The organism is Variovorax sp. OK212, from assembly GCF_900112425.1.
In the GTDB taxonomy this organism is placed as follows: domain Bacteria; phylum Pseudomonadota; class Gammaproteobacteria; order Burkholderiales; family Burkholderiaceae_C; genus Variovorax.
In genome coordinates, this window is the sequence record NZ_FOLP01000004.1 from 171,891 (window position 1) to 190,782 (window position 18,892).

The 18,892-nt window shown below is 68.7% G+C and carries 18 protein-coding genes; 12 read left to right on the forward strand and 6 right to left on the reverse strand.

Features of this window, described 5'->3' with window-relative positions; genetic code table 11:
* The 5 genes from BM004_RS14560 to BM004_RS14580 are packed head-to-tail and all read left to right on the forward strand — an operon-like array spanning nt 1 to nt 4,855.
* Complete coding sequence (locus tag BM004_RS14560; RefSeq protein WP_093214351.1) at nt 1–993, forward strand: formamidase; 993 nt, start codon at nt 1–3, stop codon at nt 991–993.
* A gap of 10 nt (nt 994–1,003) precedes the next feature.
* Nucleotides 1,004–1,717, forward strand: a complete 714-nt coding sequence (locus BM004_RS14565) for a biuret amidohydrolase (RefSeq protein ID WP_093127791.1) — start codon at nt 1,004–1,006, stop codon at nt 1,715–1,717.
* A gap of 14 nt (nt 1,718–1,731) precedes the next feature.
* Nucleotides 1,732–3,333, forward strand: a complete 1,602-nt coding sequence (locus BM004_RS14570; protein WP_093127788.1) for an ABC transporter ATP-binding protein — start codon at nt 1,732–1,734, stop codon at nt 3,331–3,333.
* A gap of 38 nt (nt 3,334–3,371) precedes the next feature.
* On the forward strand, nt 3,372–4,061 hold the full coding sequence (locus BM004_RS14575; RefSeq protein WP_093214354.1) for a cysteine hydrolase family protein: 690 nt from the start codon (nt 3,372–3,374) through the stop codon (nt 4,059–4,061).
* Between the two features lie 29 nt (nt 4,062–4,090).
* Nucleotides 4,091–4,855 (forward strand): GntR family transcriptional regulator, encoded by a 765-nt coding sequence (locus BM004_RS14580; RefSeq protein ID WP_093214356.1) that lies wholly within the window; start codon nt 4,091–4,093, stop codon nt 4,853–4,855.
* Nucleotides 4,856–5,002: 147 nt separating this feature from the next.
* On the opposite strand, the gene BM004_RS14585 is transcribed toward BM004_RS14580, so the two are convergent.
* Nucleotides 5,003–5,968 (reverse strand): tripartite tricarboxylate transporter substrate binding protein, encoded by a 966-nt coding sequence (locus tag BM004_RS14585; protein ID WP_093127779.1) that lies wholly within the window; start codon nt 5,966–5,968, stop codon nt 5,003–5,005.
* A 46-nt stretch (nt 5,969–6,014) separates the two neighbouring features.
* The gene (locus tag BM004_RS14590) at nt 6,015–7,253 is read right to left on the reverse strand and encodes a flavin-dependent oxidoreductase (protein ID WP_093214359.1); all 1,239 of its coding nucleotides are present in this window, start codon (nt 7,251–7,253) and stop codon (nt 6,015–6,017) included.
* Nucleotides 7,254–7,356: 103 nt separating this feature from the next.
* Here BM004_RS14590 and BM004_RS14595 point away from each other — a divergent pair, with 103 nt between their 5' ends.
* Nucleotides 7,357–8,307, forward strand: a complete 951-nt coding sequence (locus tag BM004_RS14595) for a LysR family transcriptional regulator (RefSeq protein ID WP_093214362.1) — start codon at nt 7,357–7,359, stop codon at nt 8,305–8,307.
* Nucleotides 8,308–8,346: 39 nt separating this feature from the next.
* Here the strand turns inward: BM004_RS14595 and BM004_RS14600 are convergent, their stop codons facing one another.
* Nucleotides 8,347–9,150, reverse strand: a complete 804-nt coding sequence (locus BM004_RS14600) for an exodeoxyribonuclease III (RefSeq protein ID WP_093127770.1) — start codon at nt 9,148–9,150, stop codon at nt 8,347–8,349.
* A gap of 12 nt (nt 9,151–9,162) precedes the next feature.
* Here BM004_RS14600 and pyrE point away from each other — a divergent pair, with 12 nt between their 5' ends.
* Together pyrE and BM004_RS14610 are read left to right on the forward strand one after the other, a co-directional pair.
* Nucleotides 9,163–9,846 carry an orotate phosphoribosyltransferase gene (gene pyrE, locus BM004_RS14605; RefSeq protein WP_093127767.1) on the forward strand — a complete coding sequence of 228 codons (684 nt, stop codon included), beginning with the start codon at nt 9,163–9,165 and terminating at the stop codon, nt 9,844–9,846.
* A gap of 11 nt (nt 9,847–9,857) precedes the next feature.
* Nucleotides 9,858–10,553: a DUF4124 domain-containing protein gene (locus BM004_RS14610; protein ID WP_093214364.1), complete on the forward strand. Its 696-nt coding sequence runs from the start codon at nt 9,858–9,860 to the stop codon at nt 10,551–10,553.
* A gap of 75 nt (nt 10,554–10,628) precedes the next feature.
* On the opposite strand, the gene gatB is transcribed toward BM004_RS14610, so the two are convergent.
* Genes gatB through gatC form a run of 3 tightly spaced genes read right to left on the reverse strand, consistent with a single transcriptional unit; the run spans nt 10,629 to nt 13,937 of the window.
* On the reverse strand, nt 10,629–12,122 hold the full coding sequence (gene gatB / locus BM004_RS14615) for an Asp-tRNA(Asn)/Glu-tRNA(Gln) amidotransferase subunit GatB (RefSeq protein ID WP_093214367.1): 1,494 nt from the start codon (nt 12,120–12,122) through the stop codon (nt 10,629–10,631).
* A gap of 1 nt (nt 12,123) precedes the next feature.
* Nucleotides 12,124–13,638 carry an Asp-tRNA(Asn)/Glu-tRNA(Gln) amidotransferase subunit GatA gene (gene gatA, locus BM004_RS14620; RefSeq protein ID WP_093214369.1) on the reverse strand — a complete coding sequence of 505 codons (1,515 nt, stop codon included), beginning with the start codon at nt 13,636–13,638 and terminating at the stop codon, nt 12,124–12,126.
* Nucleotides 13,638–13,937 (reverse strand): Asp-tRNA(Asn)/Glu-tRNA(Gln) amidotransferase subunit GatC, encoded by a 300-nt coding sequence (gatC, locus tag BM004_RS14625; protein ID WP_093127757.1) that lies wholly within the window; start codon nt 13,935–13,937, stop codon nt 13,638–13,640. Before gatC ends, gatA begins: the two co-directional genes overlap by 1 nt.
* Before the next feature lie 214 nt (nt 13,938–14,151).
* Between gatC and BM004_RS14630 the strand changes: the two genes are divergently transcribed.
* The 4 genes from BM004_RS14630 to mrdA all read left to right on the forward strand — a co-directional run bounded on the left by BM004_RS14630 (nt 14,152) and on the right by mrdA (nt 18,817).
* Entirely contained in the window at nt 14,152–15,195 is a 1,044-nt protein-coding gene (locus tag BM004_RS14630) for a rod shape-determining protein (protein WP_007833435.1), read from the forward strand.
* An 86-nt stretch (nt 15,196–15,281) separates the two neighbouring features.
* The gene (gene mreC, locus BM004_RS14635; RefSeq protein ID WP_093127755.1) at nt 15,282–16,241 is read left to right on the forward strand and encodes a rod shape-determining protein MreC; all 960 of its coding nucleotides are present in this window, start codon (nt 15,282–15,284) and stop codon (nt 16,239–16,241) included.
* Nucleotides 16,238–16,759 carry a rod shape-determining protein MreD gene (gene mreD / locus BM004_RS14640; RefSeq protein ID WP_093127752.1) on the forward strand — a complete coding sequence of 174 codons (522 nt, stop codon included), beginning with the start codon at nt 16,238–16,240 and terminating at the stop codon, nt 16,757–16,759. The genes mreC and mreD overlap by 4 nt, the downstream gene beginning before the upstream one ends.
* An 87-nt stretch (nt 16,760–16,846) precedes the next feature.
* Nucleotides 16,847–18,817 carry a penicillin-binding protein 2 gene (gene mrdA / locus BM004_RS14645; protein ID WP_093127749.1) on the forward strand — a complete coding sequence of 657 codons (1,971 nt, stop codon included), beginning with the start codon at nt 16,847–16,849 and terminating at the stop codon, nt 18,815–18,817.
* Nucleotides 18,818–18,892: the final 75 nt, after the last annotated feature.

Consider the following 18,892-nt stretch of genomic DNA (forward strand, 5'->3'; position numbering starts at 1 on the left):
ATGAGCGGTCTCGGAGGTCTCAACAAATCGGCGCACGGCGTGGTCGTCGGCCTGGTGCAACTGCAGTTGCCCAACGTGAAGACACCGGCCGACCTGGCCGCGCAGACGCGGCGCATCTGCGACATGGTGGGCAAGGCGCGCCGCAACCAGGGCACGATGGACCTCGTGGTGTTCCCCGAGTACGCGCTGCACGGCCTGTCGATGGACACCAGCCCCGAGATCATGTGCACGCTCGACGGCCCCGAGGTGGCGGCCTTCAAACAGGCCTGCATCGAGCACCGCATCTGGGGCTGCTTCTCCATCATGGAGGCCAACCCCGGCGGCAACCCGTACAACAGCGGGCTGATCATCGACGACCAGGGCGCCGTCAAGCTCTACTACCGCAAGCTGCACCCGTGGGTGCCGGTGGAGCCCTGGGAGCCGGGCAACCTCGGCATTCCGGTGTGCGAAGGGCCCAACGGCAGCACGCTGTCGCTCATCATCTGCCACGACGGCATGTTCCCGGAGATGGCGCGCGAGGCCGCGTACAAGGGCGCGGACATCATCCTGCGCACCGCGGGCTACACCGCGCCCATCCGCCATGCGTGGAAGATCACCAACCAGGCCAACGCCTTCTGCAACCTGGCCTACACCGCGAGCGTGTGCCTCAGCGGCAGCGACGGCAGCTTCGACTCGATGGGCGAGGGCATGTTCTGCCGTTTCGACGGCACGGTGCTGGCCGAGGGCGGCGGGCGTGTCGACGAGATCGTCACCGCCGAGCTGCGGCCCGACCTGGTGCGCGAGGCGCGCACGGGCTGGGGCGTGGAGAACAACATCTACCAGCTGTACCACCGCGGCTACGTGGCGGTGAAGGGCGGCGCCCAGGACTGCCCGTACACCTACATGCGCGACATGGCCGCGGGCACCTACAAGCTGCCGTGGAGCGCCGAGGTGAAGGTGACCGACGGCACCAGTTGCGGCTTCGCGCCGCCCGAGCGCAACTACCGGGTATGACGCGAAAACCATGACCACCACCATCGCCAACACCACCGAGCGCCACGTGGCGGCCGAGCCCTACGCCTGGCCGTACAACGGCGCGCTGCGACCCGACAACACCGCGCTGATCGTGATCGACATGCAGACCGATTTCTGCGGCAAGGGCGGCTATGTCGACGTGATGGGCTACGACCTGTCGCTGGTGCAGGCGCCGATCCAGCCCATCGCGCGCACGCTGGCCGCCTTGCGCCCGCTGGGCTATCACATCATCCACACGCGCGAAGGCCACCGGCCCGACCTGGGCGACCTGCCGGCCAACAAGCGCTGGCGCTCGCGGCAGATCGGCGCGAACGGCGTGGGCATCGGCGACGACGGGCCGTGCGGGCGCATCCTGGTGCGCGGCCAGCCGGGCTGGGAAATCATTCCGGAGCTGGCGCCGCTGCCGGGCGAGGTGGTGATCGACAAGCCCGGCAAGGGCTCGTTCTATGCGACGGACCTGGAACTCATCCTGCGCACGCGCGGCATCGAGAACCTGATCCTGGCGGGCATCACGACCGACGTGTGCGTGCACACGACGATGCGCGATGCGAACGACCGCGGCTTCGAGTGCCTGCTGCTGTCGGACTGCACCGCTGCGACGGACCATGGCAACCACCTGGCGGCGCTGAAGATGGTCACGATGCAGGGCGGCGTGTTCGGCGCGCACGCCACCTCCCGGGCCTTGCTGGCCACGCTGGGCTGAACGCCATGAATGCCATGAGCGCAATCTCTCCCCACGCCATCGGCGGCCTGCCCATGGGCAGCGGCGCACTCGCGCTCGACACCTACCGGCTGACCAAGCGCTTCGGCGCCTTCACCGCGATGGACAGCGTGACGATGCGCGTCGAGCCCGGCACGGTGCATGCGCTGCTGGGCGAGAACGGCGCGGGCAAGAGCACGCTGGTGAAGTGCGTGGCGGGCTTCCAGCGCGCGGAGGAGGGCAGCATCCTCATCGACGGGCGCGAGCAGGACATCGCCAACCCGATCGTGGCGCGCGCGCTGGGCATCGGCATGGTGTACCAGCACTTCACGCTGGCGCCGGGCATGACGGTGGCCGAGAACCTGTTGCTCGCGGGCGGCAAGACGCCCGCGCTGATCGACTGGAAAACGAAGCGCGCGGAACTCGAGGCCTTTTTGGCGACCACGCCGTTCAGCCTCGACCTCGACGTGCGGCCGTCGGAGCTGGCCGCTGGCGAGAAACAGAAGCTCGAGCTGTTGAAGCAGCTGTACCTGAAGCCGCGCCTGCTGATCCTCGACGAGCCCACTTCCGTGCTCACGCCGCAGGAGGCCGACGAGGTGCTGGGCCATGTGCGCGAGTTCGCGCGCAGCGGGCTGTGCACGGTGCTGATCATCACGCACAAGTTCCGTGAGGTGATGGCGTATGCCGACAGCGTGACGGTGCTGCGGCGCGGCAAGGCGGTGCACCACTGCCGCGTGGTGGACACGAGCCCGGCGCAACTGGCGCAGGCCATGATGGGCGGCGAGCAGGCGCAGTCGTCTTCGCAGGCACCGGTCAGCCGCAAGCCCTTGCCTGCCGATGCGCCTGTCGCGCTGAAGGTCGAAGGCCTCAAGGCACAGGGCGACCGCGGCACGCTGGCGCTGCACGACCTGAGCCTGTCCGTGCGCGCCGGCGAAATCCTCGGCGTGGCCGGTGTGTCGGGCAACGGGCAGCGCGAACTCGTCGAAGCCCTCGTCGGCCAACGCCCGCGCCTGGCGGGCAAGGTCACGGTGATGGGCCGGCCCTACGGCGCGCACCGCGCGGAGAACCGCGAGCTCAAGGTGCGCAGCCTGCCCGAGGAGCCGCTGCGCAATGCCTGCGTCGGCGACCTCAGCGTGGCGGAGAACATGGCGCTGCGCGATTTCGACCGGCCGCCGCTGTCGCGCGGCGGCGTGCTGAGCTTTCCGTACTGGCGCAGCCGGGCGCGCGAATGGATCGCCGAGTACGGCGTGAAGACGCAGGGCGAGGGCGCGCCGATTCGCAGCCTGTCCGGCGGCAACGTGCAGCGCGCGGTGCTGGCGCGCGAGCTGGCCGGCGACATCAACGTGCTGATTGCCGCGAACCCGGTGTTCGGTCTCGACTTCGCGGCCGTTGCGGAGATCCACTCGCGCATCGTGCAGGTGCGCGAGAAGGGCGGGGCGGTGCTGCTGGTCAGCGAGGACCTCGACGAACTGCTGGAGCTGGCCGACCGCATCGTGGTGATGAGCGAGGGGCAGATCGTGTTCGAGACGCCGGCCGCGGGCGCCGAGCGGCATGTGATCGGCGCGCACATGGGTGGCGGGCACCACGAGCCCGCGCATGTCGCGAGGGCCGCGGCCTGAGCGCCGCATTCGCGTTGAAACAACCAGCGAGCCGCACCATGCGCATCGAGCAAGCCAACCCCTTCCCCTACGAATTCGACGTCGCCCGCACGGCGCTGGTGCTCATCGACATGCAGCGCGACTTCATCGAGCCCGGCGGCTTCGGCGAGACGCTGGGCAACGACGTGTCGCTGCTGGAGGCCATCGTGCCGGCCACGCAGCGAGCGCTGCGCGCCTGGCGCCGGGCCGGCGGCCTCGTGGTGCACACGCGCGAGGCGCATGCCGCCGATCTGTCGGACTGTCCGCCCGCCAAGCGCAACCGCGGCAACCCCACGCTGCGCATCGGCGACGAGGGTCCGATGGGCCGCATCCTGGTGACGGGCGAGCCGGGCAACCAGATCATCGATGCGCTGGCGCCGGTCGACGGCGAGGTCGTCATCGACAAGCCGGGCAAGGGCGCGTTCTACGCCACCGGGCTGCACGACCTGCTGCGGCAGCGCGGCATCACGCACCTGCTGTTCGGCGGCGTGACGACAGAGGTGTGCGTGCAGACCAGCATGCGCGAAGCCAACGACCGCGGCTACGACAGCCTGCTGCTCGAGGATTGCACCGAGAGCTACTTTCCGGCGTTCAAGGCGGCCACGCTCGACATGGTGCGCGCGCAGGGCGGCATCGTCGGCTGGACCGCGCCGAGCGTCGCGCTGCTGGACGCACTGGATGCGCCTGGTGCGCTGAACACGCCGTCGTGACCACGGCGCCAACGACTAACATCCCACCCGTGTCTACCGTCCGACCCCGTCCCGAACCTTCAGCCCCCGCCGCCGCCGCCGTCGCCCCCACTGTCGACGCGACGGTTTTCCGCACGCGGGCCGACGAGGTCTACGCGCAGCTCAAGCGCGACGTGGCCGAGTTCATCCTGGTGCCGGGCGACCGCTTCACCGAGAACGAGATCAGCGACCGGCTCGGCGTGTCTCGCACGCCGGTGCGCCAGGCGCTGTTCAGGCTGCAGCAGGAGGGCTTCGTCGAGGTGCTGTTTCGCAGCGGCTGGCGCGTGCTGCCGTTCGACTTCGAGCAGTTCGAGCAGCTCTACGATTTGCGCATGGTGCTGGAGACCACCGCCGTGCACCGGCTGTGCGAAACCGATCGCCACATCGACCGCGGCCTGCTCGACACGCTGGCCGACATCTGGCTGGTGCCCGCGGCGCAGCGCAGCAGCGACATGGCGCAGGTGGCGCAGTGGGACGAGGCCTTTCACTGCGCGCTGGTGGCGGCCGCCGGCAATGCCGAGATGGCGCGCGTGCACGGCGACGTGACGGACCGCATCCGCATCATCCGCCGGCTCGACTTCACCAAGCAGCCGCGCATCGACGCCACCTACGACGAACACGCGAAGATCTTGAAGGCCATCCGCGCGAACCGCGGCGACCAGGCCGCGATGCTGCTGCGCGCGCACATCGAGACCAGCCAGGCCGAGGTGCGCAAGATCACGCTGCACCAGGTGCATCTGGCGCGGCATGCGGGCAAGGCGCCGGCGCCGCGCTGAGGGGTCTTGCTCCTTCCCCTTCCGGGGGAAGGCTGGGATGGGGGAAAGCGGCCTACGCACAGGCAGCAACCTTCTCAAAAGCCGTCGTGCCCCACCCCGGCCCTCCCCCGGGAGGGGAGGGAGAAATACCAAAGGAAAAGACCGGGCTCAGTCCGCAGTGATGTTTCCGCGCTTCACCACGCTGGCCCAGCGGTCCGCATCCTTCTTCATCAGCGCGCCGAACTCCGCCGGCGTCGAGCTGGCCGGCACCATGCCCTGCGACTCGAACGACTTCGCCACGTCCGGCTGCTTCAGCACCTTCGCGATCTCGGTGTTGAGCCGCGCGACAACGTCCGCCGGCGTGCCCTTCGGCGCGAGCACGCCGTACCACATGTCCACGTTGTCGGCGGTCACGCCGGCCTCGGCCAGGGTGGGCACGTCGGGCAGTTGCGCCAGGCGCTTGCCGCTGCCGGTGGCAATGGCCTTGAGCTTGCCGACCTGGATGTGCTGCAGCGCCACGTGCACCGGCAGGAACATGTAGTCGATGCGCCCGCCCAGCAGGTCGGTCACCGCGCCGGCCGTGCCCTTGTAGGGCACGTGCAGCATCTCGGTGCCGGTGCCCTGCATCAGCAGCGCCATCGACAGGTGGTGCGGCGTGCCCACGCCGGGCGTGGCGTAGGTCAGCTTGCCGGGCGCGGCCTTGGCCGCGCTCACCATCTGCTGCACCGACGTGACCTTCTGCACGTTCGGGTTGGTCACCAGCAGCAGCGTGCCCCACGAGGTGAGCGACACCGGCGCGAAGTCGGCCACGGGGTCGTAGCTCAGCGACTTGTAGAGGCTGCGGTTCATCACCAGCGTATTGACCTGCACCATCAACGTGTAGCCGTCGGGCTTGGCGCGCGCCACGCGCTCGCTGCCGATGTTGCCGCTGGCACCGGCCACGTTCTCCACGATCACCGGCTGGCCCAGCAGGGCGGGCAGGCGCGCCGAGAGCTGGCGTGCCACGAGGTCGATGCCGGTGCCGGGCGTGTAGGGCACCACCAGCGTGATGGGCTGGTCGGGCCAGGCGTGCGCGGCGGTGGCCATGCCGGCGGCGGCGAGCAGGGTGGCGAGGGTCTTGGTCAGTGAGCGCATTGAACGCATGTCGTTGTCTCCGTGTTCTTCCGGGAATGTTCGAATGTCAAAGGAAGGAAGGCCGGGCCTTCAGTGCGACCGGGTCGTAGCCGGCCACGCGCTTGTAGTTGTCCGAGATGGCCTGCAACTCGGCGACGGGCACGACGTCCTCGATCTTCTCGAAACGCTTGCCGCCCGCGCGTTCGTACACCTCGCGCAGGATGGTGTCGGGCGGGTTGCTGCGGTTGGTCAGCACCACGTCGGTGGTGGCCTTGACGCGCACGCGGTCGTAGTCCTCGAGCGCGGCGGGGCTCACGCCCATGTCCTTCAGCGCGCCGGCGAGGAAGCGCGCGTCGATGATGGCCTGGCCCGCGCCGTTGGAGCCGCGCGGCACCATCGGGTGCGCGGCGTCGCCCAGCAGCGTGAGGCGCCCGTGGGTCCAGCGCGGCAGCGGGTCCTGGTCGACCATCGGGTACTCCAGGATGGTGTCGGACGCGCGGATCAGCGCGGGCACGTCGAGCCAGTCGAAGTGCCAGTCGGCGAAGGCCGGCAGGAAGTCCTCGAGGCGGCCGGCGCGGCTCCAGTCGCGCAGCGCGGGTTGCGGCGCATGGATCTCGGCGACCCAGTTGACGAGCTGGTGGCCCTCGGCGTCGATGTCGTTGCGGATCGGGTAGATCACCATCTTGCCGACCGTGAGCCAGCCCGCGCGCACCATGCTGCCGCCCGAGAGGAACGGCTTCCAGCGCGTGGTGCCGCGCCACATGTTCACGCCCGAATAGCGCGGCGCGCCTTCGTTCGGGTAGAGCTGCTTGCGCAGCGCCGAGTGGATGCCGTCGCAGCCGACCGCGACCGCGCCGCGCACCGAGGGCGCGTCGGCGAAGTGCACGGTGACGCCTTGCGCGTCCTGCTCGACGCCGGTGCAGCGGCGCGCGCACACCACGCTGTCGGGGCCCAGGCGCCTGAGCGTCTCTTCGTACAGCACCGTCTGCAGGTCGCCGCGGTGGATGGAGAACTGCGGCCAGTCGTAGCCCGCGTGCTGGCCCGCGGCTTCGCGAAAGACCAGCTGGCCGTGCTCGGTGAAGAACACGGCCTCCTGCGTGCGCACGCCGACCTTGTCGAGCGCGGGCAGCAGGCCGAGTTCGGTGAGTTCGCGCACCGCGTGCGGCAGCAGGTTGATGCCCACGCCCAGCGGCTTGAGTTCGGGCACGGCCTCGTACACGCGGCAGGCGATGCCGGCCTGGTGCAGGCTCAGCGCCAGGGTCAGGCCGCCGATGCCGGCGCCCAGGATGATGACTTCGTTGCTCATGGTGAATGCGCGCGTTGCGCCCGGGGTTGTCTCGGGCCGGATTAGGAACGCAGATCAACCATTTGGGAAATTTAGATGTGATATGGATTTATCATGAATGCTTATGAACCTGTCGACCCGCCAGATGCGCGCGTTCCTGCACGTGGCGCGCATCGGCAACTTCACGCGCGCGGCCGAGCAGGCGCACATCACGCAGGCGGGGCTGAGCATCCTGGTGCGCGAGATGGAAAAGCAGCTGGGCTGCCGGCTGTTCGACCGCACCACGCGCGTGGTGAGCCTCACGCCCGAAGGCCGTCGGCTGCTGCCGGTGGTGGAGCGGCTGGTGACCGACCTGGACGACGTGGCGGCCGAGCTGGGCGCGGCGGGCGAGGCGGCGCGCCGCACGCTGCGCATCGCGGCCACGCCGCTGGTGTCGTCGCACCTGCTGCCGCGCGTGTTCAACAGCTTCCACGCGGCGCACCCGCAGGTGAGCCTGCGCCTGTTCGACGCCGACCTGCGCGACGTCGAGGCCATGGTGGCGGCGGGCGACGCCGACATGGGGCTGGGTTTCTTCTTCAAGGCCGCACCGGGCCTGCAACGCACGCCGGTCGGGCGCTTTCACCTGATGCGGGTGGCGCCGGTCGATGATGGCAATGGCGGCAATGGCGGCAATGGCGGCAACGACGGCGATGCAAGCCGTGCGACCCCGGCCTTCGGCCAGGCGCCGTGGTCGGCATTGCGCGGCGACGAGCTCATCGGCCTGCCACCGGGCAACCCGATCCAGAAGGTGATCGACCAGCACCTGGGCGCCATCGGCCTGGCCGACGCGCAGCGTCCGGCGTTCAACTTCTTCGGCACGCTGATCTCGATGGTGGAGGCCGGCTTCGGCACGGCCGTGATGCCGACCTTTGCACTCGCGGCCTGCCGCCGCCACCGCGTGCGCACCGACGTGCTGACCAAGCCGAAGGTCGGGCTCGACTTCTATCGCATCGCCAAGCGCGGCGCACACGAAACGGAGGCCATGCAGGCCTTCGTGGCGACACTGGAGAAGGCGCTGCCCGCGCTGTCGCGCTGAAGCCTGGGCCGAGGCCGGGGGCGCGGCTGAAGGGCCGGCTTACAGCGTGAAGTCGTAGTCCACCGTGATCGGCGCGTGGTCCGAGAACTTCACGGTCTTGTAGATCTGCTCGGTGCGGGCCAGCGCGCCGATGGCCGGCGTGGCCAGGTGGTAGTCCAGCCGCCACCCCACGTTGTTCGCGTAGGCCTGGCCGCGGTTGCTCCACCAGGTGTAGGCGTCGGCGGTGGTCTCGGGCTTGAGCATGCGGTACACGTCCACCAGGCCCGCGCCGTCGGTGCCGGCGTCGAGCAGGCGGGTCATCCAGGCGCGCTCCTCGGGCAGGAAGCCGCTGTTCTTCTGGTTGCCGCGCCAGTTCTTCAGGTCGATCTGCTGGTGGGCAATGTTGATGTCGCCACACAGCACGAACTCGCGCTCCTTCTTCAGCGCCAGCAGGTGCGGGAAGAAGCCCTTCAGGAAGCGGAACTTGGCCTGCTGGCGCTCCTCGCCCGAGCTGCCGCTGGGGAAGTAGCAGCTGATGACCGAGAACTTGCGCTTGGGCGTATCGAAGCGCAGCTCGAGGTAGCGGCCCTCGGCGTCGAACTCGGCGTCGCCCCAGCCCACCACCACCTGGCTCGGTGCGTGCTTGGTGTAGACGGCCGTGCCGGCGTATCCTTTTTTCTCGGCGAAGTGGAAATGGCCCTTGAGGCCGGCCATCTCCTCGAAACGGCCTTCGATGTCGCTGGCCTGGACCCGGATCTCCTGCATGCAAATACAATCCGGCGCAAGTTCGGCCACCCAGTCGGCCACGCCTTTGGTAGCGGCCGAACGCAGGCCATTGAGATTGAGACTGGTCAGTTTGAACACAAGGAATTTCCGATGGCTGTAGATGGTGAGAAAAGCAGCGCGGTCGCACAGGACTTCGTCCAGTTCGCATTGGATGCCGGCGTGCTGCGCTTCGGCGAATTCAAGACCAAAGCCGGTCGAATGAGTCCTTATTTCTTCAATTCGGGGCTCTTCGACGACGGCGGCAAGATCGCCCGTCTGGCCGGATTCTATGCAGACCGGCTGATCGAGAGCGGGCTCGAATTCGACATGATCTTCGGCCCCGCCTACAAGGGCATTCCGCTGGGCGCCACGGTGGCCGCGGAGCTCGCGCGGCGCGGTCGCAACTACCCCTTTGCCTACAACCGCAAGGAAGCCAAGGCGCACGGCGAGGGCGGCAACCTGGTGGGCGCGCCGCTGCAGGGCCGCGTGCTGATCGTCGACGACGTCATGTCCGCCGGCACCGCGGTGCGCGAGTCGATCGCCGCCATCCAGGCCGCCGGCGCCACGCCGCATGCCGTGGCCATCGCGCTCGACCGGCAGGAGAAGGCCACCGAGAACGGTGTCGACGTGAACCACAGCGCCGTGCAGTACGTGCGCAACCAGCTCGGCCTGTCGGTGATCGCCATCGCCACGCTGGACGACCTGCTGAGCTACCTCTCGGGCAATGCCGCGGCCGACCTGGGCGCGCACCACGAGCGCGTGCTGGCCTACCGCACGCGCTACGGCGCCAGCTGAGGCACAGCCCGATGCACGCACGCGATCACGGCAAACCGGCTCGCCTGCTGGCGACGGCGTTCACGCTCCTGGCAACCTCGTCCCTGTTTTTCTGCGGCGCGCTGCATGCGCAAACGCAGAAACTGGAAGGCGCGGGCGCCGGCATCTTCACCTGCACCGACGCGCGCGGGCGCACGCTCACGGCCGACCGGCCCATTGCCGAGTGCAGCGACCGCGAGCAGCGCGAACTGAACCCGAGCGGCTCGGTGCGCCGCAAGATCGAGCCGACCTACACGGCGCGCGAGCTGCAGGAGCGCGAAGACCGCGCCCGTGAAGCCGCCGTGCAGGCGGCGCGCATCACCGACGAGCGCCGCCGCGAGCGGGCCTTGCTGGTGCGCTACCCGAACGCCACCACGCACGACCGCGAGCGCGCCGAGGCGCTGGCGCAGGTCGACGTGGTGAGCCAGGCGGCGCGCAAGCGCATTGCGGAACTGGGCGAAGACCGCAAGAAGATCGACGAGGAGATGGAGTTCTACAAGCAGGACCCGACCAAGGCGCCCGGCGCGGTGCGCCGCAAGCTCGAGGACAACACGCAGAGCGTGGCCGTGCAGAACCGCTTCATCTCGGAGCAGGAAGAAGAGAAGAAGCGGGTGAATGCGCGCTTCGACGAAGAGCGCACGCGGCTCAAGGGTCTGTGGACGCCGCAGAACGGCGGCAACCCGCGCTGAGGCCGACGGGGTCGTAGATGCCCCCCGGTTGAGCCCGCCTGGGCCTTGCGCAAGGCCCAGGCTTTTTTCCTTCGATCAGGCGGCCAGCTTGGCCTTGAGCAGCTCGGTGACCTGCGCCGGGTTGGCCTTGCCGCCGCTGGCCTTCATGACCTGGCCCACCAGGGCGTTCAGCGCCTTTTCCTTGCCGCCGCGGTACTCCTCGACATTCTTCGCGTTCTTCGCAATCACCTCGTCGAGGATCGTGTCGAGCGCGCCGGTGTCGGCCATCGGCTTCAGGTCCTTCGCCTCGATGATCGCGTCGACATCGCTGCCTTCGCCGGTCCACAGGGCGTCGAACACCTGGCGCGCGGCGTTGTTCGGCAGCGTGCCGTCGGCGATGCGCTTGACCAGCTGGCCCAGCTGCTGCGCCTTCACGGGCGCGGCCTCGATGCCGATCTCGGCGGCGTTCAGGCGGCGCGCCATCTCGCCGGTGATCCAGTTGCTCGCGAGCTTGGGCGTGGCGCCCGCGCTCACGGCTTCGTCGAAGTAGCCGGCCAGCGCGGCGCTCTGCGTGAGCTGCGCGGCGTCGTAGGCCGACAGGCCGTGCGTGCTCACGTAGCGCTCGGCCATGGCGCGCGGCAGTTCGGGCATCTCGGCCTTCACGCGTTCGATCCAGTCGGCGGCGATCACCAGCGGCGGCAGGTCGGGGTCGGGAAAGTAGCGGTAGTCGGCCGAGTCTTCCTTGGCGCGCATCGCACGCGTCTCGCCGGTGCCTTCGTTGAACAGCACGGTGGCCTGCTCGATCTTGCGGCCGTCCTCGATCTCCTCGATCTGCCAGCGGATCTCGTAGTCGATCGCCTGCTGCATGTGCTTGAAGCTGTTGAGGTTCTTGATCTCGCGCCGCGTGCCGAGCTTGTCGCCGGGCTTGCGCACCGACACGTTGGCGTCGCAGCGGAAACTGCCTTCCTGCATGTTGCCGTCGCAGATGCCGATCCACGTCACGATCTTGTGCAGCTCCTTCGCATAGGCCACGGCCTCGGCGGTGGAGCGCATGTCGGGCTCGGTCACGATTTCGAGCAGCGGCGTGCCGGCGCGGTTCAGGTCGATGCCGCTCTGCCCGATGAAGTCCTCGTGCAGCGACTTGCCCGCGTCTTCCTCGAGGTGGGCGCGCACCAGGCGCACGGTCTTCTGCTCTTCGCCGAGGAAGAATGACACCGTGCCGCCCTGCACCACCGGAATCTCGAACTGGCTGATCTGGTAGCCCTTGGGCAGGTCGGGGTAGAAGTAGTTCTTGCGCGCGAACACGCTGCGCGGCGCAATGTGCGAGCCCAGCGCCAGGCCGAGCCTGATGGCGCGTTCGACCGCGCCCTTGTTCATCACGGGCAGCGTGCCGGGCAGCGCCAGGTCGACGGCGCAGGCCTGCGTGTTGGGCTCGGCGCCGAAGGCGGTGGAGGCGCGGCTGAAGATCTTGCTGTTCGTCGACAGCTGGGCGTGCGTCTCGAAGCCGATGATGACTTCATAGCCGCGCACCAGCGGGCCGGTCGGGCGGCCCTGTTGTTGTGCTTCGAATGTGTTCACGGTCTCGCTCATGTCAGAAGCCCTCCGGCGTGCGTGCATGCCAGTCGGTGGCCTGCTGGAAGCGGTGCGCTGCGTTGAGCAGCTTCGCTTCGCCGAAGTAGTTGCCGATCAGCTGCAGGCCCACGGGCATGCCGCTGTCGAAGCCCGCGGGCACGCTCATGCCCGGCAGGCCGGCCAGCGAGGCGGGCAGCGTGAAGATGTCGGCCAGGTAGTCGGCCACCGGGTCGTCGCCGTGTTCGCCGAGCTTCCACGCGGTGGTGGGCGCGGCGGGGCCGGCGATCACGTCGCACTGCCTGAAGGCCTGCTGGAAGTCGTCGGCGATCATGCGGCGCACCTTCTGCGCCTGCAGGTAGTACGCGTCGTAGTAGCCGTGCGAGAGCACGTAGGTGCCGATCATGATGCGGCGCTTCACCTCGTCGCCGAAGCCTTCGGCGCGCGTGCGTTCGTACATCTGCGTGAGCGGGCTCTTCTTGCTCGCGGGGTCGAAATAGTCCTTGGCGCGGTGGCCGAACTTCACACCGTCGAAGCGGCTCAGGTTGCTCGATGCTTCGGCGGCCGCGAGGATGTAGTACACGGGAATCGACAGCTCGGTGCGCGGCAGGCTGACCTCGACGCGCCTGGCGCCGAGCTTCTCGTACTGCGCGAGCGCCGCGTCCACGGCCGCGCGCACGCCGGGTGCCACGCCTTCGCCGAAGAACTCCTTCGGCACGCCGATGCGCAGGCCTTCGAGCGAGTCGTTCAGCGAGCGGCTGAAGTCTTCGGCGGGCTTGTCGATGGAGGTGGAATCGCGGTCGAGGTCGGGGCCGCAGAAGGCCGACAGCAGCAGCGCGCAGTCTTCGGCCGAGCGGGCCATCGGGCCGGCCTGGTCGAGGCTCGACGCGAAGGCCACCATGCCGTAGCGCGAGGCGCGCCCATAGGTCGGCTTGATGCCGGTGACGCCGCAGAACGACGCCGGCTGGCGAATGGAGCCGCCGGTGTCGGTGCCGGTGGCCGCGGGCGCCAGGCGCGCCGCCACGGCGGCCGCGCTGGCGCCGGACGAGCCGCCCGGAATGCGCTCGCGGTTCCAGGGGTTCTGCACCGGCACGGCGGTGTCGTGGCCCACGGCGGGCACGGCGACGTTCTCGTTGGCCGAGCCCATGGCGAATTCGTCGCAGCTCAGCTTGCCCAGCGTGACCGCGCCGGCCTCGGCCAGGCGGCGCACCACGGTCGCGTCGAACGGCGAGCGGTAGCCCGCCAGCATCTTCGAGCCGGCGGTGGTGGCGAAATCGGTGGTGACGAAGATGTCCTTGTGCGCAATCGGCACGCCGGCCAGCGCCGGGGCGTTGCCGGCGGCGATCAGCGCGTCGGCGGCGCGGGCCTGGGCCAGCGTGACCTCTTCATTGACGTCCACGAAGGTGCCCAGCGACTGGTGGGCCTTCATGCGGCCCAGGAAAACCTGCGAGGCCTCGACGGCCGAGACCTTGCGTTCGGCCAGCGCCTTGGCCAGCGCGACCACGCTCAATTGATGCAATTCACCGCTGCTGCTCATTATTCGATCACCTTGGGCACGAGGAACAGGCCGGCTTCGACGGCCGGGGCGCTCTTCTGGTTGGCTTCGCGGTTGTTGGGCTCGCTGACCACGTCGTCGCGCAGGCGCAGCGTGATGTCTTCGAGCGCCGCCACGGGGTGGGCCAGCGGCTCGACGCCGGCGGTGTCCACCGAACGCATGCGTTCGACCAGGTCGAAGAAGCCGTTGATCTGGTTGAGCATGCGCTCGCTTTCATCGGGGGCAAGCTGCAGCCTCGCCAGCGAGGCGATGCGCGCAATATCGGATGCGGAAAGTGACATATGACGGGACGGCCCAAAAAAGCGGGGGAATCGCACGCCGAAGCGGGTGCTAGTACAGGAATCAGAGGGGATTCGGGTATTATCCCGCCTTTGCCGCAACCCCCGCGAACACGCCGGCTTTTGCGCCAAAAACGATCAATCCACCCCGTCAAACGACCCAAAAAATAGAGCGACGACCTGCCGGTGCGCAGGCCGTGCTCAGAGGATTCCGCACATGTTTGGAGCTTTCCGTCGGTACTTCTCCACCGACCTGGCGATTGACCTCGGCACCGCCAACACCCTGATATTCGCCCGCAACAAGGGCATCGTGCTGGACGAGCCCTCGGTCGTCGCGATCCGCCACGAAGGTGGCCCCCACGGCAAGAAGGTGATCCAGGCCGTCGGCCGCGAGGCCAAGGCCATGCTGGGCAAGGTGCCCGGCAACATCGAGGCCATCCGCCCGATGAAGGACGGCGTCATCGCCGACTTCGTGATCACCGAGCAGATGATCAAGCAGTTCATCAAGATGGTGCACCCGCGCACGCTGCTCACGCCGAGCCCGCGCATCATCATCTGCGTGCCCTGCGGCTCGACCCAGGTCGAGCGCCGCGCCATCAAGGACGCCGCCGAAGCGGCGGGCGCCACGTCGGTCTACCTCATCGAGGAACCCATGGCCGCGGCCATCGGCGCCGGCCTGCCCGTCAGCGAAGCCTCGGGCTCGATGGTGGTGGACATCGGCGGCGGCACCACCGAAGTGGGCGTCATCTCGCTGGGCGGCATGGTCTACAAGGGCTCCGTGCGCGTGGGCGGCGACCGCTTCGACGAAGCCATCATCAACTACATCCGCCGCAACTACGGCATGCTGATCGGCGAGCCGACGGCCGAAGTCATCAAGAAGAACATCGGCTCGGCCTTCCCGGGCTCCGAAGTCAAGGAAATGGAAGTCAAGGGCCGCAACCTTTCCGAAGGCGTGCCGCGCAGCTTCACCATCAGCAGCAACGAAGTGCTGGAAGCCCTGACCGATCCGCTGAACAACATCGTCTCGGCCGTGAAGAACGCGCTCGAGCAGACGCCTCCCGAACTGGGCGCCGACATCGCCGAACGCGGCATGATGCTGACCGGCGGCGGCGCGCTGCTGCGCGACCTGGACCGCCTGCTGGCCGAGGAAACCGGCCTGCCGGTGCTGGTGGCCGAAGACCCGCTGACCTGCGTGGTGCGCGGCTGCGGCATCGCGCTGGAGCGCATGGACCGTCTCGGAAGCATCTTCACGAGTGAGTGACCGGACCCCCGTCCTCATCGCCGGCCTCTGCTTGCGCAGGCCGGCTTTTTGTTATTTGATTCCGCACCACCGCCGGGTCTGAACTCATGCCTCTGGGCACGCTCGATCGCACAGCGCCCCCCCTGTTCAACCAGGGGCAGTCGGCGCTCAGCAAGCTGATCTTCTTCGGCGCGCTGGCCCTGTTCCTCATGGTGGCCGACGCCCGCTTCCACATCGTGCAACCGATCCGAGCGGGCCTCGGCGCGGTGCTCTACCCCGTGCAATGGATGGCGCTGAAGCCGGTGCAGGCGGTGCTGGGCGGCGGGCGCTACTTCGAAGACCTGCAGACCGCGCAGCGCAACGAGGACGACGCCCGCAAGGCGCTCATGATGCAGGCCGAACGCGCCGCGCAGGCCGACACGCTGGCGCAGGACAACGCCCGCCTGCGCGAGCTGCTCGAGCTGCGCCAGACCACCACCACGCCGGGCCGCGCCGCCGAGGTGCTCTACGACGCGGCCGACCCGTACACCCGCAAGATCGTCATCGACCAGGGCCTCGCCCAGGGCGTGGCGCCCGGCTCGCCGGTGATCGATTCGCGCGGCGTGCTCGGCCAGGTCACGCAGGTGCTGCCGTTCACGAGCGAGGTCACGCTGGTGATCGACCGCGACCTGTCCATTCCCGTGCAGAACACCCGCACCGGCGTGCGCAGCGTGGCCTTCGGCGACGCCTCGGCGCACGGCGGCGGGCTGGAGCTGCGCTTCATGGCCGCCAACGCCGACCTGCAGGAGGGCGACCTGCTCTCCACCAGCGGCGTCGACGGCATCTATCCCGCCGGCCTGCCGGTGGCCAAGATCGAGCGCATCGAACGGCGCGCCGACTCGGCCTTCGCCCGCATCTACTGCGTGCCGCTGGCCCATGTGATGGCCGCGCGCTACGTGCTGGTGCTGGCCCCCACGGGCAACCCGGCCGCGCCGCCGCCCGCCGCGCCCGCGGCCACGCCGCGCAAGCGGCCCGAAGGCAAGCCCGGCGCGGGCAAGAACGAGAAGAAGCAGGGGGAACGCCGGTGATCAAGCGACCAGGCCAGCAGCAGCTGCTGCTGCCCGTCAGCCCCTTCTTCATGTGGTCGAGCCTCGTGGTGGCGCTGCTCGTCAACATGGTTCCCATCGGCCGCGCGGTCTGGATGCCCGACCTGCTGGCGCTGGTGATCGTGTTCTGGGGCGTGCACCAGCCCTCGCGCGTGGGCATCGGCGCGGCCTTCGTCTTCGGCCTGTGCATGGACGTGCACCAGTCGTCGATGCTCGGCCAGCATGCGCTGTCCTACACCACGCTGGGCTTCTTCGCGATCACCATCCACCGGCGCCTGCTGTGGTACCCGGTGCTCTCGCAGGCGCTGCAGGTGCTGCCGCTGTTCGCGCTGTCGCAGCTGATCGAGGTGGTCACGCGCATGATCGGCGGCGGGGTGTTCCCCGGCTGGACGGTGCTGGTCTCGCCCGCGATAGAAGCTGCGCTGTGGCCTCTGGCAACAGCACTGTTACTTGCCCCCCAGCGCCGCACGCCGGAACCGGACGAGAACCGCCCCCTCTAAGCCCTGCTGCCCGCATCTGCTGCCTGCATGTGCCTTGTGCATGTGCATTTGCCAAAAGCACTTGCACGCGCCTAAGCTCCCACCGCCATGACCGAAATCCGCAACGTCGCCGCCGACCTCGCGCGCTTCAAGCGCCGCGTGATCGTCATCGGCATGGCGGTGTTGTTCGCCTTCAGCCTGCTGTGCGCGCGGCTGATCTACCTGCAGGTCACGCGCCATGAAGACCTGGCCGAGCAGGCCGAGAGCAATCGCACGGCCGTGGTGCCGGTGGTGCCCAACCGCGGCCTGATCCTCGACCGCAACGGCATCGTGCTGGCCTCCAACTATTCGGCCTACACGCTGGAGATCACGCCCTCGAAGGTGGCCGACGTCGATGAAACCATCGACAGCCTGACCCAGGTGCTCGAGGTGTCGCCGCGCGACCGCCGCCGCTTCAAGCGCCTGCGCGAAGACTCGCGCAGCTTCGACTCCATTCCCATCCGCACCCGCCTGAGCGACGAAGAGGTCGCGCGCTTCGCGGCGCAGCGCTACCGCTTCCCGGGCGTGGAAATCAAGGCGCGGCTGTTCCGCAACTATCCGCAGGGCGAGCTCGCCTCGCACGTGCTCGGCTACATCGGGCGCATCAACCAGCGCGAGAAGGTCGCGATGGAAGACTGGGACGAGGAAGAGCAGGCCAACTACAAGGGCACCGACTACATCGGCAAGCTCGGCATCGAGCAGAGCTACGAGAAGACGCTGCACGGCCAGACCGGCGTCGAGCAGATGGAGACCTCGGCCGGCGGGCGCGCGGTGCGCCGCCTGGCGAGCCATCCGGCCACGCCCGGCAACACCGTGATGCTGTCGATGGACATCAAGCTGCAGAAGCTGGTCGAAGACATGTTCGGCGAGCGGCGCGGTGCGGTGGTGGCCATCGACCCCAAGACGGGCGAGGTGCTGGCCTTCGTGAGCAAGCCCACCTTCGACCCCAACCTGTTCGTCGAGGGCATCGACAACGAGAGCTGGGCGGCGCTGACCGAGTCGCTGGACAAGCCGCTCCTGAACCGCGCCCTGCGCGGCACCTACCCGCCCGGCTCCACCTACAAGCCCTTCATGGCGCTGGCGGCGCTGCAGACGGGCAAGCGCGGCCCCAGCGTGGTGGTGAACGACCCCGGCTTCTTCAACTTCGGCGGCCACCGCTTCGGCAGCCCCGAAGGCAACCTGGGCGGCGTGGACATGCGCCGCGCGATCCAGCTGTCGAGCAACATCTATTTCTATTCGCTGGCCAACGAGATGGGCGTGGACCTGATCCACGACTCCATGAAGCCGCTGGGCTTCGGCCAGATCACCGGCATCGACCTGGGCGGCGAGGTGCGCGGCGTGCTGCCCAGCACCGAGTGGAAGCGCAATACCTACAAGCGCCCCGAGCAGAAGAAGTGGTACGCGGGCGAAACCATCTCGCTGGGCATCGGGCAGGGCTACAACGCGTTCACGATGCTGCAGCTGGCGCAGGCCACCTCCATCGTGGCCGACGGCGGCATCAAGCACCGGCCGCACCTGGTGCTGGCCACGCGCAATACAGTGAGCGGGCAGGTGGTGCCGCTGCCGCCGGTGCCGGCGGAAAACCTCGGCTACACGCCGGCGGCCATCTCGGTGATCCGCGAAGGCCTGACCAGCGTGGTCACCAGCGGCACGGCGCGCGGCGTGTTCGCGGGCGCGCTCTACCAGGCGGCCGGCAAGACCGGCACGGCGCAGGCCGTGACGCAGGCGCAGAACACCAAGTACAACGCCCGCGCGCTCGAAGAGCACCAGCGCGACCACGCGCTGTTCATGGGCTTCGCGCCGGTGAACGACCCGAAGATCGCCATTGCGGTGATCGTGGAAAACGCCGGCTGGGGCGCCGGTGCCGCGGCGCCCATTGCGCGCCGCGTGTTCGACTACTGGCTCGCGAACCAGTACCCGAGCGAGGCCGACCTGGCCGCGATGAAGATCGGCAAGGCGACCGCGCCGATCGGCAAGCCGCGCGTGGCAAGCGAAGTGGCGTGGCCGTCGCCTGTTGCAACGCCGGCGGCCGCGCCCTGATTCGTCTTGCTTCCTCGCCTCCCGGGGGAGGGTGGGGGCATGCGGCCATCAAGTCCGCGCGATGTTTGAGGCCGC